The 25,030-nt window shown below is 72.5% G+C and carries 20 protein-coding genes; 13 read left to right on the forward strand and 7 right to left on the reverse strand.

Annotated features, from left to right (window positions below; genetic code table 11):
- Positions 1–54 precede the first annotated feature (54 nt).
- Positions 55–1,128, reverse strand: coding sequence for a GDP-mannose 4,6-dehydratase (gene gmd, locus BKD26_RS29765; protein ID WP_084904567.1), 1,074 nt, complete (start codon positions 1,126–1,128; stop codon positions 55–57).
- 211 nt (positions 1,129–1,339) lie between these two features.
- Here gmd and BKD26_RS29770 point away from each other — a divergent pair, with 211 nt between their 5' ends.
- Positions 1,340–4,558, forward strand: coding sequence for an AMP-binding protein (locus BKD26_RS29770; protein ID WP_084904570.1), 3,219 nt, complete (start codon positions 1,340–1,342; stop codon positions 4,556–4,558).
- Here the strand turns inward: BKD26_RS29770 and BKD26_RS29775 are convergent.
- The gene (locus BKD26_RS29775; protein ID WP_107418030.1) at positions 4,495–6,174 is read right to left on the reverse strand and encodes an amidohydrolase; all 1,680 of its coding nucleotides are present in this window, start codon (positions 6,172–6,174) and stop codon (positions 4,495–4,497) included. The two genes, BKD26_RS29770 and BKD26_RS29775, sit on opposite strands and share 64 nt — an antisense overlap.
- The gene (locus BKD26_RS29780) at positions 6,168–7,433 is read right to left on the reverse strand and encodes a cytochrome P450 (protein ID WP_084904573.1); all 1,266 of its coding nucleotides are present in this window, start codon (positions 7,431–7,433) and stop codon (positions 6,168–6,170) included. Before BKD26_RS29780 ends, BKD26_RS29775 begins: the two co-directional genes overlap by 7 nt.
- A 352-nt stretch (positions 7,434–7,785) precedes the next feature.
- Here BKD26_RS29780 and bioB point away from each other — a divergent pair, with 352 nt between their 5' ends.
- From bioB to panD, 4 genes are all read left to right on the forward strand, one after another.
- Positions 7,786–8,961 (forward strand): biotin synthase BioB, encoded by a 1,176-nt coding sequence (gene bioB / locus BKD26_RS29785; RefSeq protein ID WP_084904575.1) that lies wholly within the window; start codon positions 7,786–7,788, stop codon positions 8,959–8,961.
- A 260-nt stretch (positions 8,962–9,221) separates the two neighbouring features.
- Positions 9,222–9,740: a hypothetical protein gene (locus BKD26_RS29790; protein WP_084904577.1), complete on the forward strand. Its 519-nt coding sequence runs from the start codon at positions 9,222–9,224 to the stop codon at positions 9,738–9,740.
- 86 nt (positions 9,741–9,826) lie between these two features.
- A complete protein-coding gene (locus BKD26_RS29795; RefSeq protein ID WP_084904579.1) occupies positions 9,827–10,294 on the forward strand; it encodes a hypothetical protein in 468 nt (155 codons plus the stop codon).
- Between the two features lie 323 nt (positions 10,295–10,617).
- Positions 10,618–11,046, forward strand: a complete 429-nt coding sequence (gene panD, locus BKD26_RS29800; protein ID WP_084904581.1) for an aspartate 1-decarboxylase — start codon at positions 10,618–10,620, stop codon at positions 11,044–11,046.
- A 393-nt stretch (positions 11,047–11,439) separates the two neighbouring features.
- On the opposite strand, the gene gndA is transcribed toward panD, so the two are convergent.
- A complete protein-coding gene (gene gndA, locus BKD26_RS29805) occupies positions 11,440–12,879 on the reverse strand; it encodes an NADP-dependent phosphogluconate dehydrogenase (RefSeq protein ID WP_084904584.1) in 1,440 nt (479 codons plus the stop codon).
- Positions 12,880–13,076: 197 nt separating this feature from the next.
- On the opposite strand from gndA, the gene BKD26_RS29810 reads away from it, so the two are divergent.
- From BKD26_RS29810 to BKD26_RS40600, 5 genes are all read left to right on the forward strand, one after another.
- Positions 13,077–14,222 (forward strand): transglycosylase family protein, encoded by a 1,146-nt coding sequence (locus tag BKD26_RS29810; protein ID WP_084904587.1) that lies wholly within the window; start codon positions 13,077–13,079, stop codon positions 14,220–14,222.
- Between the two features lie 61 nt (positions 14,223–14,283).
- The gene (locus BKD26_RS41665) at positions 14,284–14,613 is read left to right on the forward strand and encodes a hypothetical protein (RefSeq protein ID WP_241518905.1); all 330 of its coding nucleotides are present in this window, start codon (positions 14,284–14,286) and stop codon (positions 14,611–14,613) included.
- Between the two features lie 81 nt (positions 14,614–14,694).
- On the forward strand, positions 14,695–15,135 hold the full coding sequence (locus BKD26_RS41670) for a hypothetical protein (RefSeq protein ID WP_241518906.1): 441 nt from the start codon (positions 14,695–14,697) through the stop codon (positions 15,133–15,135).
- A gap of 52 nt (positions 15,136–15,187) precedes the next feature.
- Complete coding sequence (locus tag BKD26_RS29820) at positions 15,188–16,654, forward strand: SDR family NAD(P)-dependent oxidoreductase (RefSeq protein WP_084904590.1); 1,467 nt, start codon at positions 15,188–15,190, stop codon at positions 16,652–16,654.
- Between the two features lie 262 nt (positions 16,655–16,916).
- A complete protein-coding gene (locus BKD26_RS40600) occupies positions 16,917–17,087 on the forward strand; it encodes a hypothetical protein (RefSeq protein WP_179166758.1) in 171 nt (56 codons plus the stop codon).
- Positions 17,088–17,167: 80 nt separating this feature from the next.
- Here the strand turns inward: BKD26_RS40600 and BKD26_RS29825 are convergent, their stop codons facing one another.
- From BKD26_RS29825 to BKD26_RS29835, 3 genes are read right to left on the reverse strand one after another with little or no spacing between them, the layout of a single operon-like run.
- Complete coding sequence (locus tag BKD26_RS29825; protein WP_084904592.1) at positions 17,168–18,580, reverse strand: lipase maturation factor family protein; 1,413 nt, start codon at positions 18,578–18,580, stop codon at positions 17,168–17,170.
- Positions 18,581–18,602: 22 nt separating this feature from the next.
- The gene (locus BKD26_RS29830; protein ID WP_084904595.1) at positions 18,603–19,148 is read right to left on the reverse strand and encodes a DUF1990 domain-containing protein; all 546 of its coding nucleotides are present in this window, start codon (positions 19,146–19,148) and stop codon (positions 18,603–18,605) included.
- On the reverse strand, positions 19,145–20,005 hold the full coding sequence (locus BKD26_RS29835) for a YndJ family protein (protein ID WP_084904598.1): 861 nt from the start codon (positions 20,003–20,005) through the stop codon (positions 19,145–19,147). Before BKD26_RS29835 ends, BKD26_RS29830 begins: the two co-directional genes overlap by 4 nt.
- A 161-nt stretch (positions 20,006–20,166) precedes the next feature.
- Here BKD26_RS29835 and BKD26_RS29840 point away from each other — a divergent pair, with 161 nt between their 5' ends.
- From BKD26_RS29840 to BKD26_RS29850, 3 genes are all read left to right on the forward strand, one after another.
- Positions 20,167–21,384, forward strand: coding sequence for a DUF6777 domain-containing protein (locus BKD26_RS29840; RefSeq protein ID WP_143662728.1), 1,218 nt, complete (start codon positions 20,167–20,169; stop codon positions 21,382–21,384).
- A 74-nt stretch (positions 21,385–21,458) separates the two neighbouring features.
- On the forward strand, positions 21,459–23,531 hold the full coding sequence (locus BKD26_RS29845) for a SpoIIE family protein phosphatase (protein WP_084904603.1): 2,073 nt from the start codon (positions 21,459–21,461) through the stop codon (positions 23,529–23,531).
- A 112-nt stretch (positions 23,532–23,643) separates the two neighbouring features.
- Positions 23,644–24,993, forward strand: a complete 1,350-nt coding sequence (locus tag BKD26_RS29850) for a wax ester/triacylglycerol synthase family O-acyltransferase (protein ID WP_084904607.1) — start codon at positions 23,644–23,646, stop codon at positions 24,991–24,993.
- Positions 24,994–25,030 lie beyond the last annotated feature (37 nt).

Raw genomic sequence — 25,030 nt, forward strand, 5'->3', positions numbered from 1 at the left:
GTCCCGGCGCCGGCCACCGGACGCCCGTCATCGCGGTTGGCCGCGCCGCGGCCGTCACCCGATCCGTGTTGTGGCGGGAGCGTGGTCGGTGGTGCGCAGGCGAGCACCCTCCCCGTCCGGTCCGCAGTCGCCCGCCCCCGCCGTGCGGGCCCGCCCGGCTGCCATCTCCGCGTCCGCCATGATGCGCGCGAGGTCCGGGGCGAACACCACCGGCTTCCAACCCAGTTCCCGCTCCGCCTTCGAGGCGTCACCGACCAGCTCGGACACGTCCGACGGCCGCAGATAGCGCTCGTCGACGCGCACATGGCGCTCCCACTCCAGCCCGACATGCTGGAAGCAGAACGCCACGAAGTCCCGCACGCTGTAACTGGTTCCCGTGGCCACCACATAGTCGTCGGGGCTGTCCCGCTGAAGCATCCGCCACATCGCCTCGACATACTCCGGGGCGTACCCCCAGTCCCGCCGGGCATCGAGGTTGCCGAGGTACAGGTACCTTTGCTCACCTCGTGCGATGCGCGCCGCGGCCCGGGCTATCTTCCGAGTGACGAACCCTTCGCCGCGCCTGGGTGACTCGTGGTTGAACATGATCCCGTTCACGGCATGCACGCCATAGGACTCACGGTAGTTACGAGTGATCCAGTAGCCGTACACTTTCGCCGCCGCGTACGGTGAACGCGGCCGCAGGGGCGACTCCTCGTCCTGCGGGGGAGGTGTCGCCCCGAACATTTCCGAACTCGACGCCTGGTAGAACCGGGCAGGCAGCCCGGTGACGCGCAGGGCCTCCAGCAACCTCGTCGTGCCCAGTCCCGTGACGGCACCCGTGTACTCGGGCTGCTCGAAGGACACATGGACGTCCGACTGCGCCGCCAAGTGGTAGATCTCGGCCGGTTCCACCTGCCCGAGCAGCGCGATCAGCCGAGCCCCATCGGAGAGGTCCCCATGATGCAGCCGCAGGCGGCGTTCGGTGGCGCGGCCCTCCCCGACCAGGTGCGCGATGCGGTCCAGACCGGATCCGGAAGAACGCCGGACCACCCCATGCACCGTGTACCCCTTGGAGAGCAGCAACTCCGCGAGGTAGGAGCCGTCCTGGCCGGTGATACCCGTGATCAGCGCGGTCTTCGAGGTCATGCCGGGAGCCTATGCGATGCGGGTCCAACGGTCCGTACCGCCTGGGGAAACCGATGTGACGCCCATGCGGTGCCGCCTCCGGCTTTCATGGTCAACTTTGCGGGGCGCTGCTAGGGTGACGCGATGAACGGCCTGGCCGTATCCGTGCGCCGCCCACGTCCGCGTGCCCCCCGGCGCGGGCGCCGCCAAGGCAGCACAGGACGGAGTGGCGATGCAGGATCCCCCGCCCATCGAACCGCAGGCACACGGCGTCGCCCGCAGCGCCGAACGCCCCGCACGTGCCGCTGAACGGGCCCTCTGGCTGCTGGACCGCGTCGCTCCCGACCGCCCGGTGAGTAACATCACCCTCGCGATTCGCAGTGCGACGCCGCTGAACGTCGCCCACCTGCGTCGCGCCCTCGGCATGGTGATCGACCGTCACCATGCCCTGCGGAGCAGGTTCGTGGTGATCGACGGCATGCTGACCCGCCACGTCGTCGCCCCGGCCGGCGATTCGCCCATCGAGGTCGTCACCGTGCCACCGGAGGAGGCCGACGAGACCCTTCGCCGTTTCGCCGAGCGTCCCTTCACCATGCCCACCGACCAGCGGACCCCGAGCACGCACCACGACGCCTCCGCCGGACCGCTCATCCGCGCCGCGCTCGTAGTGACCCCGACCGCTCAGACTCTCTGCGTAGTCTGCCACCACACGGTCTTCGACGGCACCTCCGCCCTGGTGCTGACCAGGGAACTCGTCCACGTGTACTCGGCACTCTCCACCGAGGGGGTGACGCCACCCGAACCGCACGCCCCCGCGGCCGAGTTCACTCCGCCGCCCCCCGGCGCCGAAAGCCTCGCCCACTGGCGCGACCACCTGGCCGGCGTGGACGTCCGCTCCATGGAGCTGCGCTGCGAACGGCCACGACCGGCCGAACCCACCTTCCGCGGCGAACAGCACATCCATCCGCTCTCCGACGAAGCCCACCGCCTCCTCGGGACATCGGAATCCGCGCTCCAAGCCACACGCAACCTGATCCTCCTCGCGGCCTACCTCCTCGTGCTCGCCCGCCACGGCGCCGGCCCGGACCTCACGGTGGGCGTGCCCGTCGACATGCGCGGGGCCCGCGGGCGCGGCGCCATCGGCTACCACACCCACACGATCGTCCTGCGCCTGAACCTCGAGAACGCCGCCACCTTCAAGGCGCTGGTCGCACTCACCCGTGACGCCTTCCTCACCGCCCTCCGGCACGCCGACGCGTCCATCGACGACGTACTCGACCATTACGGGCGCCACGGCGGTACCGCCGAGAACCCGTATTTCCATCACATGTTCAACTACTTCGACTTCCACACGTCCGTGGAGGAGGCCACTTGGACGCCCGGCGGCCCCGAGGTCGAAGTCGTCGAAGTCGCCCCCCGGCACAGCGTCGCCGACCTGGAAATCGTTGTACGCACACGGCCGCACCGCACCGAACTCGTCATGCTCCACAACACCGACGTCCTCGACCGCGCCGACGTCCACGCCATGACCGAGCGCTACGACACCCTGCTGCGCTCCGCGCTGCGCGACCCGGACTCCCCACTGGCGACCCTGGCCTGGCACACCGCACGCGACCGCCGGGCCCGCACATCCTCCGTCGCACCCCGCTCCGGGCCCTGGCACGGCGGCATACCCGCGGCGATCGTCGCCCACGCCCGCAAGGCCCCCGCATCGATCGCCGTCGTCGACGCCGACACCGGCGCCACCACTGGCTACGCCGCACTCGTCGACGCGGCAGCCCGTCTGCGCGAGACCCTGCGCGACGCCGGCATCGGGCCGGGTGACACCGTCGCGCTCGACTCGGCCCGCACCGCGCCCACCCTCGCCGGCGCACTTGCGCTCTGGTCCCTGGGCGCCGCCTACCTGCCGGTCGACCGCGCCCACCCGACCCCGCTCACCGCCCGTCGCCTCGCCGAAGCACGCATCAAGGCAGTTCTCGGCCCGCCGCTGCACACGGACGCCGCCCCCGGCGTCCCGACGATCGCCCTCCCCACGCCGCGCCCCGAGGGTCCCTGGCGCGATCTGGCCGGAACGGACACCGTCGCACCCGGCACACCCGCCTTCGTCATCCACACCTCGGGGTCGACCGGCCGGCCCAAAGGCGTTCGCCTTACCCACGGCAACGTGCACCATGCCGTCACCAGCCTTGCCGCGCACCAGGGGCTCGACGCCGAGAAGGCCGTCCTGTGGCTGACCACGCTCACCTTCGAGCCGTCCTCCCTGGAGGCCTTCACCCCGCTCCTGCTCGGCGGCCGTGTCGTCGCCGCCCCCGACGCGGCACGCCACGACCCCGCGCGCCTGGCCGACCTGCTCGCCCACCACCGCGTCGGCCTGATCCAGGCGACACCGACCGTGTGGCGCGTCCTCGCCCCGGGGCTGCGGGGGCGATGCAGGGGCATCGACCTCATCACCGGCGGCGAACCCCTCAACGAAGCCACCGCGCGCGTCCTGCTGGCCACAGGCGGCCGTGTCGTCAACGCCTACGGCACGACCGAGACCGCCGGATGGCCCGTGATGGGCGAGGTCGCTCCCGATGGCCTCACGGGTGGGCTTCTCCCCGTCGGCCGTCCCACCGGCGGCAACCGCGTCGACGTCGTGGACGACACCGGTGAGCCACTGCCTCCCGGCCTGCGCGGCGTCATCCGCGTCAGCGGACCTTCGGTCGCCGCCGGCTACACCCACGCCCCGGAGTGCGGCACCACCGACGGCACGGGCCACCGCACCCATCGCACGGGCGACACGGGACGCTTGCTCGCCGACGGCACGCTGGAAGTGCTGGGTCGCGCCGACCGCCAGGTCAAACTGCTCGGCGTCCGCATCGAACCGGCCGAGGTCGAAGCCGTCCTGGAGCATCACCCGTCCGTGCTGCGCTGCGGCGTGATCGTCACCCGGGACACGGAGTCCCCGTCACTCGTCGCCTTCGTGGAGGCCGCCACAGCCGCCGATCCGGCAGCTCTACGGGACTACGCCCGCCGGTACCTTCCCGCGCCCGCCGTCCCGTCCCGCATCGTCCCCGTAACGGCCCTGCCCCGTACCGACACCGGCAAGGTGGCCCACGACGCCCTGCACGCCCTGCTGCGCGAGCTCCGGCCCGCTGCCGACACCAGCCGCCCGGACCAGCGCGAAACCCCCCACGAGGGCGGGACGGACACACTCACCGACCTCCTCACGCGCGCCTGGCGAGCCGTACTCGACGACGACACCGCCGACTCCTCCACCGACTTCTTCGAGGCGGGGGGCAACTCACTGCTCGCCGTCCTGCTCAGCGAGCGCATCGAGGAACTCACCGGGCACCGCGTCTCCCTGGGCACGCTGCTGCACCGGGTGACTCCCGCCGCCCTCGCCGTTCACCTCGGTGACGCGGCCCGGTCCTCGGCGTCACCGTCGACGACGAAACCCACCGAGTCGTAGACGAACCGCCCGTCGACCATCGTCGCGAGAACCCCGATGTCCTTGATCGTGTCCCGCGGAACCACCGTCGGGTCGCGCTCCAGGACCGCCAGGTCGGCGAGTTTGCCCGGCTCGATGCTGCCCTTGACTCCCTCGTCGAACCCGGCACGCGCGGAACCCATGGTGTAGGCGTACAGGGCCTCCCACGGTGAGACGGCCTCGTCCGGCCCCAGCACGCCACCCGTGTCGGTCGTACGGTTCACCATGGCATGGATCCCGCGCAACGGGGCTCCCGGTGCGATCGGGCGATCCGAACTCCCCGGGACCGTCAGACCGGCGTCGAGGAAGCTCCGCTGGCGGTGGGCCCAGTCGGCCCGCTCCGTACCCAGAGCCGCCACCAGGGCGCTGCCCGACCGCTCGACGAACACGGGCTGCGGAACCGGCACCACACCGAGGCTCCTCAGCCTGTTCAGCTGATCGGGCCGCGCGAGTCCGCAGTGTTCGATACGGGGGCGCGCGTCGGCCCGCGGGTATGCGCGCTGCGCGGCCTCGAAGGCGTCCAGTACGGCGTCGACCGCCCGGTCCCCCAGGGCGTGAACGGCAACCTGCCACCCCGTGGCATGGGCCCGGACGACGTGCCGCGTCAGCTCCTCGGCCTCATGGCGCAGCTCCCCCCGCCGACCGGGAGCTCCGGCGTAGCTCCGGCTCAATGCGGCCGTACGGCCGGACAGCGACCCGTCGGCGAAGATCTTCACAGCGCCCAGCCGCAGCCAGTCGTCGCCGAACCCGCTGTGCAGCCCCAGGTCCAGCCACGCACCGGCGGGGTCGGCCACGTGGGTGTCGAACTCGCGCAACGCCTCGTGCGCCACCATGAGCTGGACGCGCACGTCGAGCGCCCCCATGGCACGTGCTCGCTGATACGCCGCCGCCTCGACGGGGGAGTGTCCCACCCAGCCGCTGCCGACCCCCGCCTCCGTACAGGAGGTCACCCCCTCCCGCAGGTAGTCGCGGGCCGCCCGGACGACCGCCTCGGTGAGCTCCGCCGTCGAATGCGGGTAGGTGAGGGAGCGTACGAGGTCGATGGCGCCCTCCTCGACGAGCCCGGTGGGCCTTCCGTCGCCGTCGGTGACGATACGCCCCCGTGCGGCGGCGGCACGCTCGACGGCCGACGGCCCCATGCCGTCCAGAACACGGGAGTTGACCACGGCGAGATGACCCGAGGCGTGGCGCAGCCACACCCGGTGCCGTGGCGCGATCCGGTCCAGGACACTCCGGTGCGGATGCCCGCCGAGGCGGTTCTGGTCGTAGCCGAACCCCATGAGCCAGTGGTCCTCGGGCGTGGACCGGGCGCGTTCCGCCACGGCGTCGTACAGGTCGTCCAACGTCTTGATCCGGGCGTCGGACAGGTCCAGCTCCCGGCGCGTTAGCCCGTACAGGGCCATGTGGTTGTGCGCGTCGTTGAACCCGGGAACCACACAAGCTCCGAGCAGATCCACCGTCCGCCTCGCCCGGACCCCCTCCAACTCCTCGTCGAGCGCGACGATCCGGCCGTGGTGAACCCCGATCCTCCGTGCCGTCGGACGAGTCGGATCCATCGTGTGGGCGGTGAGCCCGGTCAGAACCGTGTCGATCAGCATCCGGGCTGCCGCCGGACCACCCGTACCCGCCGTGGTGCCCGGAAGGACAGCAGCCCGAGCATGTCGGGGTCGTCGTCCAGGAGCCTGATGCCGGGCAGGGCCGTGGCCGCCGTACGGAGAGCGGTCGCGGCCTCCGTACGGGCCAGGAGGGCTCCTGGGCAGCGGTGCCGTCCGGCACCGAAGGACAGATGGCGGCGCACGTTCTCCCGCTGCGGACACAACCGCTCCGGCTGGGGGAACACGGACGGATCGGACCCCGTACCCATCAACAGCAGGAGCAGCTCGGCTCCGGCCGGGATCCGGACACCCGACAGCTCGGTGTCCCGTGCCGTCACCCGGCGCCACGTGGTCACCGGTGGCTCGCGGCGCAGCACCTCGTCCACCCAGTTCCGCGCGAACACGTCGTCGGTCGCCCGGGCCCATGCCGACGGGTCGGCGCAGCCGGTGCGGAGCACGGTGGCGATCAGCTGCCCGGTGGTCGACTGTCCCGCGATGAAGACGAAGAAGCAGGCCGCCACCGCCGTCGGTACGTCGAGCGGTGTGCCGTCCGGCAGCCGGTGCTCTCGCAGCGCGCCGATCAGGCCTTGCCGCGCCGCGCCGTCGGTGACCTGCCCGGTGAGCCACTGGTGGAACTCGCCGACCAGCCCGGCCAGCGCGACCTGGCGTTCGGGATCCGGCCTGCCGTAGAAGAGTTCCAGCGCGGCGTCGCTCCACTCCACCAGGGTGTCCGGCGCGACCTCTTCGATGCCCAGCATCCGCATCATCACCCGGCACGGGAGCAGCCTGGCGTAGTCGGCGGCGAGGTCGTAACGGCCCTGGGCGTCCAGCTCGCGGTCGGCGCCGGTCAGCAGTTCACGAGCGGTCTCCTCGATCAGCGGGACCGCGGCGGACACCCGTGCGGCGCTGAAGAAGCGCGTGACGAGACGGCGCAGACCGGTGTGGGACCGGCCGCCGTTGTTGGCGAGGGCGGGAGGCAGGCTGAAGCCGGCCCGGGCCAGGACCCGCAGGGCCGGGATCGGGAGCCGTGTCACGGCGTGCTGGGCGTTGTCAGGCAGGAAACCGGCCGGGTCCAGGAGGATCCGCTCGACGTCTTCGTACCGGCTGATCAGCCACAGACCGGTCGCGGCGTCGAAGTGCACCGGTGCGGACTCCTGCAGCCCGGCGAACACCGGGAAGGGATCCGCGACGAAACCGTCGCCGAAGAGGTCGAGGTCACCGAGGACATCGCCGTCGGTCACCGGGATGGTCCCGCCTGCCATGATTTCCTCCGCCGAGGGCGGCGACGCGCGGCCGCACCGCACCCGGGCCGTTCTCGATGGACGATCACGCGCGGTGTTCGCCCACAGCGCGCCTTGCGACGTCAGTATGCACGGTGGCCGTCGTCTGCCGGCGGGCGGGAGCGTGAGAACCGGGGCGCCGGGGCGGCCGCCCCGCGTGCGCGCGGGTGTGAGGGAACCGCTCCGCCCGAGTTCTGGTGGGGTAGTGATCGTCCCATCACAACTCCCGTTGCTGGTAAAGCGATTCGGGCTGTTGTGAGTGTCACGCTCCCGTCACCGCGATTCGATTGGTTACCCTTGGTCGAGCAGGGCCTGATGAGCGAGGATCAGCGTCATGGACCTGCTGAACACGCTGGTGGACAAGGGGCTTCGGCGCGAGCTGCCGACCCGCGAAGAAGCGCTCGCCGTGCTGGCGACCTCGGACGACGAGCTGCTGGATGTGGTGGCCGCGGCCGGGAAGGTACGCCGTCAGTGGTTCGGGCGGCGGGTGAAGCTGAACTACCTGGTCAACCTCAAGTCCGGTCTGTGCCCGGAGGACTGCTCGTACTGCTCGCAGCGGCTCGGCTCAAAGGCGCAGATCCTCAAGTACACCTGGCTGAAGCCGGAGGAGGCCTCGAAGGCGGCCGCCGCGGGCGTCGCGGGCGGCGCGAAGCGGGTCTGCCTGGTCGCCAGCGGCCGGGGCCCCACGGACCGGGACGTCGACCGCGTCTCGAAGACCATCGAGGCCATCAAGGAGGAGAACGAGGGCGTCGAGGTGTGCGCGTGCCTCGGGCTGCTCTCGGACGGCCAGGCGGAGCGGCTGCGGACGGCGGGGGCCGACGCGTACAACCACAACCTCAATACGTCCGAGGGGACGTACGGGGACATTACGACCACGCACACGTACGCGGACCGTGTGGACACCGTGCAGAAGGCGCACGCGGCGGGCCTGTCGGCCTGCTCCGGGCTGATCGCGGGCATGGGTGAGAGCGACGAGGACCTGGTCGACGTCGTCTTCGCGCTGCGCGAGCTGGACCCGGACTCGGTGCCGGTGAACTTCCTGATCCCGTTCGAGGGCACTCCGCTGGCCAAGGAGTGGAACCTGACCCCGCAGCGGGCGCTGCGCATCCTGGCGATGGTCCGGTTCGTCTGCCCGGACGTGGAGGTCCGGCTGGCGGGCGGGCGCGAGGTGCACCTGCGGACGCTCCAGCCGCTCGCCCTGCACCTGGCCAACTCGATCTTCCTGGGCGACTACCTCACCAGCGAGGGCCAGGCCGGCAAGGCGGACCTGGAGATGATCGCGGACGCCGGCTTCGAGGTGGAGGGCACGGACACCACCACGCTGCCCGAGCACCGGGCGGACGCCGCCTCCTGCGGAACCGGCGGCGGCTGCGGCTCCGGGTCGGTGTGCTCCTCGGAGGAGCCCGCCCCCGCCGCGACGGCCGACCAGGCCCGTACCGACCAGGCCCGCACCGACCTGGTCGCCGTGCGCCGCCGGGGCGCCGGAACCGACCTGGCCCCCAACGCGTGAGTCAGTACCAAAGGCACCACCCGATTGACGGCCCACGGCCACCGCGGGCGTCCACGGTGTTGTGGCCGATGAGCAGCCGGACCGCGCTGGCCCTCTGGGAGTAAGGAGGTAGTCAGGGCCCTGTCGGTTGCTCGGCCCCGAGGGTGCCGGCCGGCACCGTCCCGGACGAGTGGAAGCGTGGTCCGCGAGCCGGACTCTGCCGCCGGCTGCCTCCAAGGGCAGCCGGCGAGGCTGGAGCGCGATGCCGTGGTCATCTCCCGGTGCTCACGGCATCGCCTTCGCCCAGGCGCCCCCGTCGCGCATGTGCCACGCGCGACGGCATCAAGGGCACCGAGCCGGTACGGCACGCCAGCGGCAAGGGCGGTCTGCAGCGCGAACACGTCGACGCCTTGCTCGCTCTCGATGACCACGAGGGCCTGCGGAGCCTCGGGAACGAACACGCCGACCGCGTATGGGGAAGCACCAGGGACGCGGATCGGCACTCGTGTGCTCGCTCAGCCGCGCTTCTGCTGCGCACCGGCGAAGAGGAAGGCGCCCGCCGAGCGGAACAAGCCGCCGCCTTGCACCCGCGGTATCACTCGAAGCGCAACCCGGACGGCCTCGAGCTGCAGGACTGCCCGGTATGCGGCTACGACGCCTTCAACTCCGACCACGGGGACGAACACGGCATGGGCGTCGGCGTGGGCGAACGCCTTGTCTGCCACTACGAACGCACTCCCGCCGCGGTAGCCGAGGAAGCCGAGAGGCTGATCTACGAGATGCGCTGGGCGGACTATTGAGCCGTCACGTCATGGCTCGGCCATCTCCGGGCCCGATTCTCGGCAACCAGCCGGGTCAACGTCGTGATCCCAGGGACCAGCACCCATTGTCCACCAGCCACACCACCGCCCGGTTGAACAGCGCCCGCGGCCCCTCCATTGAAGCTCACCTGAGCTGCCAGGAAGGCGCGCACCTCGCGCTCGGCGGCGCAGAATTCGCGGCAGCCATCCCGCAACACAAAAAGCCCCCGGGCAGCCCCCGACAAAGGGTAGCCCGGGGGCCCGGATGGAGCGGAAGGGGTTACCAGAGGGCGGCGAGGAGCGCGGCCGCCACCTTCGCCATCCTGTGGCTGTCCTTCGACGAGGCCCTCAACAGCCCGGACATCCGCCGCTACTCGTGGAACATCCCGCGCGCCACCGTCAGGGCCAAGACGACTAACGCGACCAGCGGCCCGTACTGGGCGACACCGCCGCCCTGCGCGCCCAGACCTCAGGACGCCTGGGCGGCGCAGCTGGCGGAGAGCCTGGAGCTGTTCACCGCGATCAGCCTCCTCGGGAGAGTCGCCGCCCCTTGATCTCGATCGCCATGCCGCCCTCGCTTCCGGCGGTGAGCCGGCCCCGCGCGGTCGTGCGTCGACTGGCCAGCCGCTGAAGGTGCTGGTTCCGCGAGCCTGATGGCAGGTCAGAAAAGTTGGCATCTGGTCAGCATCAGTCCCTGGCATTCCGAGACGGTCGACCCAATAGGCGCTGGTGCGGGGCGGAATTCCAGGCGTGAAGCCTTCTAGGCTGAGCGGAGCGATGTTCCCCACAATCCTCTACCGACACGGGCCGGTGTACACTCGAGACCGCCCTTGACCTGTACAAAGCAGGCAGGGAGCCGTCTTCCAGGAGTACCTCGATGCTTCGTACCATGTTCAAGTCCAAGATCCACCGAGCCACCGTGACCCAGGCGGACCTCCACTACGTCGGGTCCGTCACCGTGGACGCCGATCTGATGGAGGCGGCGGATCTGCTCCCGGGCGAGCTCGTGCACATCGTCGACATCGACAACGGTGCCCGTCTGGAGACGTACGTCATCGAGGGCGAGCGCGGTTCCGGGGTGATCGGTATCAATGGCGCGGCCGCCCACCTGGTGCACCCCGGGGATCTGGTGATCCTGATCAGCTACGCCCAGGTCGACGACGCCGAGGCCCGCTCGCTGGTGCCGCGCGTCGTGCATGTCGACGCGGACAACAGGATCGTGGAGCTCGGCTTTGATGCCTCCGCGCCGGTTCCCGGCAGCGACACCGCGCGCAGCCCGCACGCCGTTCCGGCCGCCCGGGGCTGACGCGTCGGCCGTACGCCCAGGAGTGATCCCGCCGCGCGGGGGAACGCGCAGCGGGAGAACCTGGTACGTGCACGGCCGAACCGCCCAGGGAGCGCGCCATGACCAGCCCGAACCCGTTTCCCCCCGACCCCGTACCGCCCGCGCCGACGCCGACGCCCGGCCCGCCGGACCCGGTGCCGCCGACGCCCGTGCCGCAGCCGGGTCCGCCGGGCCCCGAACCGGGTCCCGCCCCCGGCCCCGTACCGACTCCGACGCCGCCACCGCACCCGGGGCCGCCGCCACCCGGGCCACCGCCCGGCCCGGCCCCGGACCCGGTGCCCAAGCCGCCCGGACCCGACCCGGTCCCCGGACCCGAACCGGAGCCCGGCCCGGCGAGCTGAGCGCGAGCCGACGTCAGGCGTCCACCTCCGAGCGGTCACCGCCCCAGAGCGTGTGGAACGAACCCTCCCGGTCGGTCCGCCGGTAGGTGTGCGCCCCGAAGAAGTCCCGCTGCCCCTGCGTGAGGGCAGCGGGCAGCCGGGGCGCCCGCAGCGCGTCGTAGTACGCGAGCGCCGCCGAGAACCCCGGCGCCGGCACGCCCCGCCGCGCCGCGGCCGCCACCACCGCGCGCCAGTCGTCCTGGGCGGCCCCGACCTCCTCCGCGAACCCCTGGTCGGCCAGCAGGCTCACCAGCCCCGGCCGCGCGGCGTACGCGCCCCGGACCCGGTCCAGGAACGCCGCCCGGATGATGCAGCCCGCCCGCCACAACGCCGCCACCGCGCCCAGGTCCACCTTCCACCCGTACGCCTCGCCGCCCGCCCGGATCTGGTGGAAGCCCTGCGTGTACGAGACGATCTTCGACGCGTACAGCGCCCGCTCCACCTGACCGGCGAAGCGCGCCGCCCCGGCCTCGTCCAGCGGCTCCACCGAGGGCCCCGGCAGGCCCTGTGACACCTCGCGCAGCTCCGCGTGCCCCGACAGCGACCGCGCGAACACCGCCTCCGCGATCCCCGGCACCGGAACGCCCAGATCCAGCGCGACCTGCACCGTCCACCGCCCGGTGCCCTTCTGCTCCGCCCGGTCGGCCACGACGTCGACGAACGGCTTCCCGGCCGCCGCGTCCGTGTGCGCCAGCACCTCCGCCGTGATCCCGATCAGGTACGAGTCCAGGCGCCCGGCGTTCCAGGCACGGAAGGTCTCGGCGATCCTCGCGGGGGAGTAGCCCGCCACCTCGCGCAGCAGGTGGTACGCCTCGCCGATCAGCTGCATGTCGGCGTACTCGATGCCGTTGTGCACCATCTTCACGAAGTGGCCCGCCCCGTCCGGCCCGACGTGGGTCACGCACGGTGTGCCGTCCGGCGCCTTGGCGGCGATCCGCTCCAGCAGCGGGCCGAGGGACTCGTACGACTCGGCCGACCCGCCCGGCATGATGCTCGGCCCGTGCAGCGCACCCTCCTCACCGCCCGAGATGCCCGCGCCGACGAAGTGGATGCCGCGCTCCCGCAGCTCGCTCTCGCGGCGCCGCGTGTCGGCGAAGTGCGTGTTGCCGCCGTCGATGATGACGTCACCCGGCTCCAGCAGCGGTACGAACTCCTCGATCACCGCGTCCGTCGGCTCGCCCGCCTTCACCATGACGACGAGCCGGCGCGGCCGCTCCAGCGCCGCGACGAACTCCTCGGCGCTCCTCGCCGCCACGAAGGCGCCCTCATCCCCGAACTCCTCGACCAGCGCCCGCGTCCTCGGATACGTCCGGTTGTGCACGGCGACCGTCAGACCATTGCGGGCGAAATTGCGCGCGAGGTTGCGGCCCATGACCGCGAGCCCGGTGACGCCGATCTGGGCAGTGCCACTCATCTGTGTACTCCTGGAGTCCGGTGGGCTTACGTGCCCGCGTACGCCTGCATACGCGCCGCGCGAGCAGGACGTTCACCGCCGAGCACCCAACGGCCCGCCCCGGAGGCGGATTTGACGAGCGACGCGCCCCCTTGTCACGGCCTGTCAGGTGCCTCTAGCTTGGGCGGCTGCTGACGTGTGCAAGGGGGGACCGACCCATGGCCGTACGCGGACGACACCGCCGGTATCAGCCGGGCCGTATCAACCGGGCATCGCTCACCGTCACGGCGAGCGGCGCCGGGATGGCGCTGCCGCTGATAGGGGCGGGTTCGGCGCACGCGGCGTCGGTGGACGTCTGGGAGAAGGTCGCGGCCTGCGAGTCCACCAACAACTGGAAGATCAACACCGGCAACGGCTACTACGGCGGGCTCCAGTTCACCCAGTCGACCTGGGAGGCGTACGGCGGTACGCGCTACGCGCCGCGCGCCGACCTCGCCACCAAGGACCAGCAGATCGCGATCGCCGAGAAGGTGCTCAAGGGGCAGGGCCCGCGCGCCTGGCCCACCTGTTCGGTCAAGGCGGGCCTCACCCGGGGCGGCGACGCGCCCGACATCGCACCGCGGTCGAAGCCCGCGGCGAAGGCGCCCGCGACCCCCACCACCGTGCCCGGGCAGCGCGAGAGCTACACCGTGGCGCGGGGCGACTCCCTGTCGGGGATCGCCGAGGCGGAGAAGGTCAGGGGCGGCTGGCAGCGGCTGTACGCCGACAACCGCACGGTCATCGGCAGTGACCCCGACCTCATCATGCCGGGCCAGAGACTGGCGCTGCGTACGACAGCCCCGAAGCCCACCACCGCGAAGCCGGCCGCCCCGAAACCCGCGACGGCCAAGCCCGCCCCCGCCAAGCCCGCCCCCGCCAAGCCTCCCGCCGCCAAGCCGGCCGCTTCCAAGCCCCGGACCGCCGGCTTCAGCGCGCCCGTCGACGCCGGGCCCAGCACCGCCTACCGCAAGGCCGGTGCCGCCTGGTCCAGTGGCTACCACACCGGCGTCGACTTCCCCGTCCCCACCGGCACCGCCGTGAAGGCCGTGGCACCCGGCCGGGTCGTGTCCGCCGGCTGGGGCGGCGCGTACGGGTACCAGGTCGTCATCCGGCACGAGGACGGCAAGTACAGCCAGTACGCCCACCTCTCCGCGCTCACCGTCCGCGAAGGGCAGCGGGTCAGCAGCGGCCAGCGGATCGCCCGGTCGGGATCGACCGGCAACAGCACCGGACCGCATCTCCACTTCGAGGTGCGTACGGGGCCGGGGTACGGCTCCGACATCGACCCCCTCGTGTACCTCAGGTCGGGCGGCGTACGGCTCTGAGGCCACCGCGTCGTACGGGAGTACCGGGAGCACGTGCGCGGTGTCCGGGCACACGCGGCGGGTGGGTGCCCTTCTGGCTCTGGCGTCGGCGGTCGTGTACGGGATCGTCGACTTCGCGGGCGGCATGCTCGCCCGGCGCGCGACTTCGCCCCCCGTCACGGTGATCGGCCAGGCGGGCGGGCTGGTCATGGCCGTGGCCGTCGCGCTGCTCGTCCCGGCCGGGCAGGTGCGCGCCGCCGACCTGCTGTGGGGCGCCCTCTCCGGGGGCGGCAGCGCGGCCGCCATGACCGTCGTCGTGCCCGTCAGCGCGGTGACCGGCGTGGCGCTGTCCGTGCTCGTCGGCGTGGCCTTCCTGGCCGACCGCCCCTCGCCTGGACCGGGATCGCGGTGACCGTGCCAGCGCTCTGGCTCGTCTCGCGTACGGGAACGAACGGACGGGGCACCGGAGAGGCGGCGGACCGCCGCGCCGCCCTTGACGGGGCTGGTCGCCGGTGCGGGCGTCGCGGTCCAGTACGTCGGACTCGCGCAGGCCGGCGTGGCGAGCGGGCTGTGGCCCGTCGCGGCGGGCCGCGCCGCCGCCCTCGTCGCCCTGCTCCCGCTCGCGGCCCGCACCGGTCACCGGCCGCGCCTGCCGCCGTGCCTCCTGCTCGGCTCCGCCGCGACCGGCGCGGGCGCCACCCTGGGCCTCGCGCTCTACCTGCTCGCCGCCCCCGAGCAGCTCCTGGCCGTCGCGGTGGTCCTCGCCTCCCTCCACCCGGCCGTCCCGGTCCTGCTGGGCCCGCTGCTCCTCCAGGAACGCCTCACCCCGCTCCGTACCGCGGTCTCCTCGGCGCCGCCCTCGCCACGGCACTGCTCACGCTCGGCTGACCGTTTGGCGGCCGGGCCCTCCACTGACGTAAAGTTCGGCTTTTGAAAGCTTTGAAAAGTAAACGTGGCATACGAGTGATCGAGGAACGGCAACGGCCATGACGGTGACTGAAGAGAACCAGGCGTACGGGCCGGGAATCGACCCCGAGCGCCTGGCCGTCTGCCTGAGCGTCCTGGAAGAGCTCGACACGCTGGACGTGGACCACCCGGACGCCATCGCCGTCCGCCGCGCCACGGCCGGTGTCTACCGCACCGTGAAGCAGCGCCGCCGCCAGGAGCGCCGGGCCGCCAAGACCGCCCACGACAAGGCGGTCACCGAGGCCACCGCGACCGGCTCGGCCGAGCGGATCGACGACGAGACGCAGGGCGTGCTGCCGTCCTCCTCCGTCAGCGGCGAGATCGCGGGCATACTCCAGCGCCCCCGCTCCTGCTACATCTGCAAGACCCGGTACGTCGAGGTCGACGCCTTCTACCACCAGCTGTGCCAGAAGTGCGCCGCCGAGAACCGGGCCCGCCGCGACGCCCGTACCGACCTGACCGGCCGGCGCGCCCTGCTCACCGGCGGCCGCGCCAAGATCGGCATGTACATCGCGCTGCGGCTGCTGCGTGACGGTGCCCACACCACCATCACCACCCGTTTCCCCAACGACGCGATCCGCCGCTTCAAGGCGATGCCGGACAGCGACGAGTGGATCCACCGCCTGAAGGTCGTCGGTATCGACCTGCGTGACCCGGCGCAGGTCGTCGCCCTCGCCGACTCGGTCGCCGCCGAGGGCCCGCTGGACATCCTGATCAACAACGCCGCGCAGACCGTACGCCGCTCCCCGCAGGCGTACAGCGAGCTGGTCGCCGCCGAGTCCGCCCCGCTGCCGGCGGGCGAGCTGCCGCCCGCCGAGGTCATCGGCACCTTCGGCAGCGGCGCCGTGGAGACCATGGCCGCCCTGCCGGGCCCGCGCAATGGCGAGGGTCTGACCGCGCAGGACGTCACCGACCTCGCCCTGGTGAGCGGTTCCGCGTCGCTGGAGCGCATCGCCGCGGGCACCGCGATCGACGCGGGCGGCCTGGTCCCGGACCTGCACGACACCAACAGCTGGATCCAGACCGTTTCCGAGGTCGACCCGGTGGAACTTCTCGAAGTCCAGCTGTGCAACTCCACCGCGCCGTTCATCCTCATCAGCCGGCTCCGCCGGTCGATGGCCGCGTCCTCGGCGAGGCGTACGTACGTGGTGAACGTCTCCGCCATGGAGGGCGTCTTCAGCCGGGGCTACAAGGGCGCCGGGCACCCGCACACCAACATGGCCAAGGCCGCGCTCAACATGCTCACGCGCACCAGCGCCCAGGAGATGTTCGAGTCCGACCGCATCCTAATGACCGCCGTCGACACCGGCTGGATCACCGACGAGCGCCCGCACCCCGACAAGATGCGGCTCGCCGAGGCGGGCTTCCACGCCCCGCTGGACCTCATCGACGGCGCGGCCCGGGTCTACGACCCGATCGTGCGCGGCGAGACGGGCGAGGACCTGTACGGCTGCTTCCTGAAGGACTACGCGCCCTCGAAGTGGTGACCGTCACCGGGTGACGTCTCTCGTGACCGGATGCGGGCAACCTGTCCGGAACGCGCCTATGTGACGCGTTCCATCGAGCAGAAGCGCGCTCATTTGGTTAACCTGAAGCGAACGGCCCGCCGCCAGGGATCCACGAAACCCCCTCAGGCGGGCCTCGGGGACAGGCCTGCCACCAAGGCTGCGTTTCCGCCCGAGTACCGGCGCCACCGCGACCGAACGGCAGTACATGTCCTCATAGGTTCGCGACACGAAGGAGTGCGCGGTGACACCAGAACTCATCAAGCAGGAACAGCGGCAGGCGGAACACGGCGAACGATCCGCCGGGCCCGACACCCTCGGCAGCCTCGAAGTGTGGGCCCGTTCGGCCCCGATCCGGCTGGCCGGTTACGAGGAAGACCTCGCCGAGCCGCACATCCTGCCCGGCATCGACTGATCGCCGGACGATCCGTACCGTGCGCCCCGTGCCCTCCGCCCCCGTCAGGGGCGGAGGGCACGCGCACGTCGGCGGGGCGCTCAGGACAACCGGGTGGGCGGCAGGAATTCCCGTACGTAGGTCCGGTGCCACCAGGCGCCGGTCTCCCGCAGTTCGCGCCAGGTCGTGAAGCGGTAGCGGTAGAGCCTGGCGCGGATCCGTACGGGAGGGGCGTCGGGGAAGGGGTTGTGGCGCAGCAGCCGCAGCGTGTCGCGGTCCCCTTCGAGCAGCCGCTCCACGAACGGCGCGAACCAGGAGTGCGCGTACGCGGGGGAGAGCGCCGCGAACCACATCATCCAGTCGAGGCGCAGATGGTACGGGGCGAACTGGCGCGGCAGCCGCCGCACGTCGCCGGGCTTGCCCTTGAACTCGTACTCCCGCCACACCGTGCCGGAATGGACGGTCGGCTCGTCGGTGCCCTCGATGACGATCTCGTGCCGGACGCGGCCGACCGTGCCGAAGGCCCCGTAGGTGTTGACCAGGTGCAGCGGGTCGAAGGAGCGGTTCATGGCCTGGTGGCGGGAGAGCAGGTTGCGGGCCGGACGCCGGCTCAGGACGACGACCAGAGCGGTGACGGCGAGGACGAGGATCCCGTACCAGAGCGGGGGGTGGGGCAGGGCGGGCGCGTCGGTGACGAGGGAGCCGTCCACGGCGGACAGGGCGAGCACGATCGTGATCCAGTTCAGCCAGGAGAAGTTGCCCGACAGCACCAGCCAGAGCTGGGTGAGGACGATGAGACCCGCCGCCGCGCTCGCCACCGGCTGCGGGGTGAAGAGCAGAACCGGGACGACGAGTTGCGTCACATGGTTGGCCGCGACCTCCACCCGGTGCAGGGGCTTGGGGAGGTGGTGGAAGAACCAGCTCAGCGGCCCCGGCATCGGCTGGGTCTCGTGGTGGTAGTACAGGCAGGTCAGATCGCGCCAGCAGGCGTCGCCCCGCAGCTTGATCAGCCCCGCCCCGAACTCCACCCGGAACAGCAGCCAGCGCAGCAGGAACAGGATCAGGATGGGCGGGGCCGTGTCCTCGTTGCCGAGGAAGACGGCGAGGAAACCCGTCTCCAGGAGGAGCGATTCCCAGCCGAACCCGTACCAGGTCTGCCCGACGTTCACGATGGACAGGTACAGCGCCCACAGCACCGCCCACATCAGCATGGAGACGGCGAGCGGCACCGCGTCGCCCGCGCCCGCGATCAGCGCGAGCGACAGCGCCGCCCCGGCCCAGGCGCAGAGCGCGAAGAACCGGTCCGAGTAGTGCAGATGGAAGACGCTGGGCGCCACCCGGGGTGGCACCCGGCGCAGGTACGCGGGCACCGGGAGCATGCCGCGCTCGCCGATCAGCGCCCGGAACTGCAGGGCGGCGCAGAGGAACGCGACCAGATAGACCCCGGCGAGCGCCCGCTGGAAGACCAGCCGGCTCAGCCAGTAGTCGGACGAGGTGAACCAGAACCACTCCATCGGTCCCAGTATCGGCCGACGCTCAGCCCGCGGCGATCTTTCGCAGCGTACGGCCGAGGTGCCGTGCGTAGGCGCGCTGGAGCACGGGTACGACGGGCCCGGCGGCCCGCGTGTACCAGCGGGCGGGCCGGCTGAACGCGGTCACGGTGAACCACACCGAACCGTCCGTCCGCCGCTCGGCCACGAACGCCTCCTCACCGCTCTCCGGGTGCCCGGCCAGCGTGCCGTACGCGAAGCCGACGCGGTCCTCGTCGTACACCGTCCACACCACCTCGCACGGCGCGGCGAACTCGAACGGCCCGGCGCCGAGCGCTATCCCGACCGCCGCGCCCGGCTCGGCCCGTACGCCGTCGGCACGCACGCGTGCGCCCGACCCGCGGTGCATCGCCCAGGTGGTGACGGCCGCGCCCGCCGCCTGGAAGACGTCCTGGCCGTGGCCGATCAGGGTCTCGTGGCGCAGGTGGTGGTAGCCGGCGGGGAGGGGGCGGGTGCGGGTGGCGCCGACCTCCCGGTAACTGAACCCGCGAGGGGCGGGCGGGGTGCTGAGGCTGCGGATCAGACGGGTCATGCCGGGGTCTCCTTGGGTCGTGGCACCGGTCGTCGTGGCACCGGTCGTCGTGGCGCCAGTCGTCGCCAGGCCAGTACCGAGCAGAGGGCGAAGCCCAGCGCGTTGCCGAGGCCGTGGGTGGCGGCCATCCAGGTCAGGTTCGGGTGGGGCAGGCCGGTCGCCTCGCCGAGCGCCCAGCTCAGCGCGAGCAGCATGGTCGCGACCAGGACGGCGGCCGAGACGGCGAGCAGCGCGCGGGTGGGCCGGTCGCGCCCCGCGGTCGCGATGTCGCGCCAGGTGAGCAGGGCGACGGCCCACATCCCGGCGGTCAGGACGAGCGCCCCGGCCAGTTCGGCCCAGTCGTCCAGGAAGTAGCCCAGGAGGACGAGGAGGGTGCCCAGTGGCACGCTGAGCGCGGCGAACCGGGCTGCCGGGCGGTCCACCGTGCGGCAGACCAGCCCGGCCACCAGGGCGGCGGCGAAGCCGGCGAAGTGGAAGTGCGGGACGGTGAGCGCCAGGATGTCCAGGCCGAACCCGAACAGCCGGTGCCCGAGCCGCTCGGCGACCAGGGCGAGCGCGGCGACCGAGGGGCTCGCGAGGGCGGTCAGGACGGCGATCTCGGCGGGTGCCGCCGAGCGCGTACGGAGCAGGCGGCGCGGGGCGTGCAGGGCGAGGACGACGGTGCCGAGCGCGTAGCAGGCGGCGAGCGTGGCGGCGGGGGCGCCGCGCGGCAGCCACAGGCAGAGGGCTCCCGGCACGGCGAACAGCGGCCAGGCGCGGCGTACGGGGTCGAGTTCGGGGGCGTCCATCAGGCGGAGGCCCGCCGGGACGATCACCAGCATGCCGAGCGCCACGATCAGGCCCACCAGTACGGACACCCCGCCCACCCCTTTGCTTGAACGTGTTCAATTCCTGAGCGTAGGGCTTTCTTTGAACGTGTTCAAGTCTCGAGTGGGTGGTGTGCCTCCGGTTGCGGCCCCGTCCGGGATCCGGCAGACATGAACCGCCGGGCATGAACCACGGAAGGCGGGAGGTCCGCGTGCGCTCACCGATACGTCGCCGCCGGTACGCCGTGCTCGCCACGCCGACCGCACTGCTGCTCGCCGCCGGTCTCCTGGTCGCGGGCTGCGGCGGTGACGGCAAGGGCGGCACGCGTGCGGCGGCGAACGCCGGCGAGGTCCGCCTCCAGCCGGCCGGCGCCCCCGGACCCCACCCCTTCACCGCGTCGACGGCCCGCCCCTCACCCGGCACGCCCACCCCGCCGCCCCGGCAGGCCGCGGACGGCCGTGGCCCGCGTACCCTCCCCGGGTCCACGCCCGGCCTCTACGGCGCCGCACGCTCCGTCCCCAGCTGCGACGTCGAACGGCAGGTGCGCCTGCTGACCGCCGACGACGCCAAGGCGCGCGCCTTCGCACAGGCCGCCGGGATCGGCCCCGCCGGCATCGCGCCCTGGCTCCGCGGCCTCACCCCCGTGGTGCTGCGCGCGGACACCCGCGTCACCGGCCACGGCTACCGCGACGGCGCCGCCGCGCCGTTCCAGTCCGTCCTTCAGGCCGGTACGGCGGTGCTGGTCGACCAGTACGGTGCGCCGCGCGTGCGGTGCGCGTGCGGGAACCCGCTGCGGTCGCCGGTCGTCGCCCGGGAGGCCACCGTCGACAAGGGCACGCCCTGGCCCGGCTACCACCCCGGGCGGGTGGTGGTCATCACCCCCACCCCGCAGGTGGTCCACAGCCTGATCGTGGTGAACGTCGTGGACAACACCTGGCTCGAGCGCCTCTCGGGCAGCGGCGGTGAACGGGACAAGCGGCCCGAGGTGCCGCCCCCGTACGCCCCCGGCGAGCGTGACCTCGTGGCTCCGCCGGAGCCGGCCGACTGCCCGACCGAGCCGGGCGGCGCCCGGCCGGTCCCGCCCGGCTGCCCCACCCCGCCCCCGCCACCGCCGCCCCCGGTTCCACCCGCACCGGACGGCCCGGGCGGCCCGGCGGCCCGGGACGAACCCCCGGCGGCCCGCGAAGAACCCCCGGCCGCCCCGGACGAACCCCCGGCGACCCCGGACGAACCCCCGGCCGCCCCTGACGACCCCGGCGACGCGTCCGGCCCGGTCGTACCGCCCGACGCCCCCGTACCGCCAGACCCTGCCGTACCGCCCGACGCGGCCGTACCGCCCGACGCCCCCGTACCGGACAGCCCCGGCGGGCCGGACCAGGCCGGGCAGCCGCAGGACATGCCCTTCGAGCCGGATCTCTCCGAGGGCTGATGGCCACCTCCCTCGCCCGCTCACCGTCCCCGCAACCGGTCGAAAAACCCGACAAATGATGGCAGAGTGGCCCCATGGTTGATCCGGCAGCGGATGCCCTGTCGCTCCCCGAGGACTGGCCCGCCCACCCGGATCTGAGCCTGTCCCTCAACCGCATGGGCAGCTTCGACTGGGACCTCGACACAGGGCTCATGCACATGGACCAGACCGCCCTCGACGTGTTCCAGGTGGACGTCACCGAGTACGACGGGCGGCCCGAGAGCCTTGCCTCCCGCGTCCCGCCGAGCGAGTCCATCCGCCTCGACGGGATGGTGGCGCAGGCCCTCAAGAGCGGCGGCACGCACTACGGCACCTACTTCCGCATCCGTACCCGTGACGGCGGCCTGCGCTGGACGCACACCCAGGGGTTCATCCGGCGGGACGAGACCGGCCGCCCGCGCCGCATCATCGGCATCGTCCGCGACGCCACGCAGGAGCTCGCCGAGTCGACCGCCCGGCGCGAGGTCGACGAGGAGCGGCGCCGCCAGACCAGCGTGGTCGAGTCCACCACCGCCGCCCTGGCCCACGCCCGGACCGTCCAGGACGTCATCGACGTCCTGAAGGACTCGCACGGCCTGGAGCACCTCGGCGCCACCAGTGTGGTGATGGGGCTGCTGGAGGCGGGCCGCATCCACCTGGTCGCCGACGGGCCGGAGGGCTCCTTCGTCCCCGGCACCCGCTACACCCGGGTGGACGAGCAGTACCCGATGAGTGAGGTCGTCCGCACCCTCGCGCCCCGTTTCATCGAGTCACCCGAGGACTTCGCCACCTCCTACCCCATACTCTGGCCGCACATCAACGGCCTCGGGATCACCTCCGCCGCCTATCTGCCGCTGATCGCCCAGGCCCGGCCCATCGGTGCGCTCGGCCTGCTCTACAACGACAAGAACGGCTTCTCCCCTGAGGACCGCAACGTCCTCGTCGCCCTCGGCAGCAGCATCGCGCAGAGTCTCCAGCGCGCCATGCTGTTCGAGCAGGAGCACGACCTCGCCGAAGGGCTGCAGCAGGCCATGCTGCCGCGCCGCATCCCCGAGGTCCCCGGCGCGCAGATCGCCGTCCGCTACCGCTCCGCCCGGCTCGGCCGGGACATCGGCGGCGACTGGTACGACATCATCCCGTTGCCCGGCGGGCGGGTCGGCGCCGTCATCGGGGACGTCCAGGGGCACGACACTCACGCCGCCGCCGTGATGGGGCAGCTGCGCATCGTGCTGCGGGCGTACGCGGCGGAGGGGCACACTCCGGCCACCGTGATGGCGCGGGCCTCCTCCTTCCTGCACGAGCTGGACACCGACCGGTTCGCTACCTGTACGTACCTGGAGGCCGACCTGGCGACGGGCGTGGTGCAGGTGGTGCGGGCGGGGCACGTCGACCTGCTGCTACGGGACACCGACGGCAGTTGCCGCCGTGTGCCGGTGCAGGGCGGGATGCCGCTCGGCCTGTCGGCGGAGTTCGGGCGGCTCGACTACCCCGTCAGCATCCTGGAACTGGACCCGGGCCAGGCCCTGCTGCTGTACACCGACGGGCTCGTCGAGCAGCCGGGCGCCGACCTCGACGAGGGCATGCAGTGGCTCGCCGCGCTGGTACGCAACGGGCCGGACGACCTCCAGCGGCTCGCCGACCACCTGTGCGACGTGGTCGACGAGCACGGCGGGGAGGACGACGTCGCCATCCTGCTGCTGCGCCGCAAGGGCGGTTACACCCCGCAGGCCGGCGGGCGGCTCCAGCAGCACGTGGCGCAGAGCGACCCGGAGGCGCTGAGCTCGGCCCGGCACATGATCAGGGCGGCGGTACGGGCCTGGGGCGCGGGGCGGCGGGCCGACGAGATCGAGCTGGTCGCCGACGAGCTGATCACCAACGCACTGCTCCACACCGACGGCGGGGCGATCGTCACCCTGCGGATGCTGGCCGGACACGAACGGCGGCTGCGGGTCGAGGTCGAGGACCGCTCCAGCGCTCTTCCGCGCCGCCGGGAGGCGGGGCTGTCGGGCGTCTCGGGCCGGGGACTGCTGCTGGTCGACCGGCTGACCGATGTGTGGGGCGTGGACTCGCGTGGCAGCGGCAAGTGCGTCTGGTGCGAGTTCAGGATCCAGGGCAGACCGGAAATTTAGTGGACATCGACTGTTAACTGTAAGTGAAGAGATCGTACTTGACCGTAACCGATCGAAGGCGGTTGACTGCTGTTCCGTCGCCTTCCACGGCCCTCCACGACATGGGGATCCCTTGAGCAGTGAGCTGCTGGCACCTCTCGACCTGGCCTTCTGGCACCTGGAGACGGCCGACCACCCCATGCACCTGGGCGCCCTCGCCCGCTTCGACCCCGGCCCCGGCGACCCCGGCGACATCCTGGACCTGCTCGCCGAGCGCGCCGCCGCCATCCCCCGGCTGAGGATGCGGGTCCGCGACGTCCTGCTCCCGGTCGGCGGCGCCGCCTGGAGCGTCGACAAGACCTTCGACGTACGCCGCCATGTCCGGCGCATCCAGCTCCCGGACGGTGAATCCGACGTCATCACCCAAGCCACCCGGCTCGCCGGTGAGCTGATGGAACGCCCCCTCGAACGCGGGCTGCCGCCCTGGGAGATGTACCTGCTGACCGGGGCGCCCGGCGGCCCCTTCGCCGTGCTCGTCAAGCTCCACCACGCGCTCGCCGACGGGATGCGCGCGGTCGCCATCGGCGCCGGCATCTTCGACCAGATCGCCGGCACCCGCACCCCCGGCCGCCGCCGCCCGCGCCCCGTACCGCCCCGCTCCTGGCTGCCAGGACCGCTGAACGTCGCGGGCGCCGCGCGCGGCCGCATCGAGGAGCTCGGCCGCGCCCTGGGCGTCGGCGCCTCCGTCGTACGCGCCAGCCGCCTCGACCCGCGCGGCACGCCCGCGCTCACCGCCGGCTCCAGCGGGACGCGGCGCCTGGCCACCGCCGACCTGGACCTGGAGGAGGTGCGGCGGGTCCGCCGGGTCGCGGGCGGCACCGCCAACGACGTCCTGCTCGCGGTCACCGCCGGGGCGCTGCGCCGGTGGCTGCTGGGGCGGGGCGAGCCGTTGCCCACGGTGGACCCGCGCGCCCTCGTGCCGGTGTCCCGGCGGAGGCCCGGCGGCGCGCCCGGCCCGGGCAACACCTTCTCCGCGTACCTCCTCGACCTGCCCCTCTCCGACCCCGAGCCGCTGAGCCGGCTCGGCTCCGTACGCCGCGGGATGGACCGCAACAAGGCCGCCGGGCCCACGCGCGGTGCCGGGGCGGTCGCCGTGCTCGCCGACCAACTGCCACCGCTCGCCCACCGGTTCGGCGCGCCGCTGGCCCAGGGAGCGGCGCGGATGCTGTTCGACGTCCTGGTCACCAATGTGCCGCTGCCGCGCTCCACCCTCTCCCTCGGCGGCTGCCCGCTGCGCGCCCTCCACCCCATGGCCCCGCTCGCACGCGGCCAGGCGCTCGCCGTGGCGATGTCCCCGTACGGCGGACAGGTGCACATCGGGCTCGTCGCCGACGGCAAGGCCGTCCCGGACGTGGACCGGCTGGCCGCCGCGATCCATGACGAACTGGCGGAGCTGGTGAAGGCCACCGACGGCCCGCACTGACCCTGCGGAACCGGCCGGGGCGGCGAGCCGGGGCGCC

This window comes from Streptomyces sp. CB03238 (assembly GCF_002099185.1).
Lineage (GTDB): Bacteria > Actinomycetota > Actinomycetes > Streptomycetales > Streptomycetaceae > Streptomyces.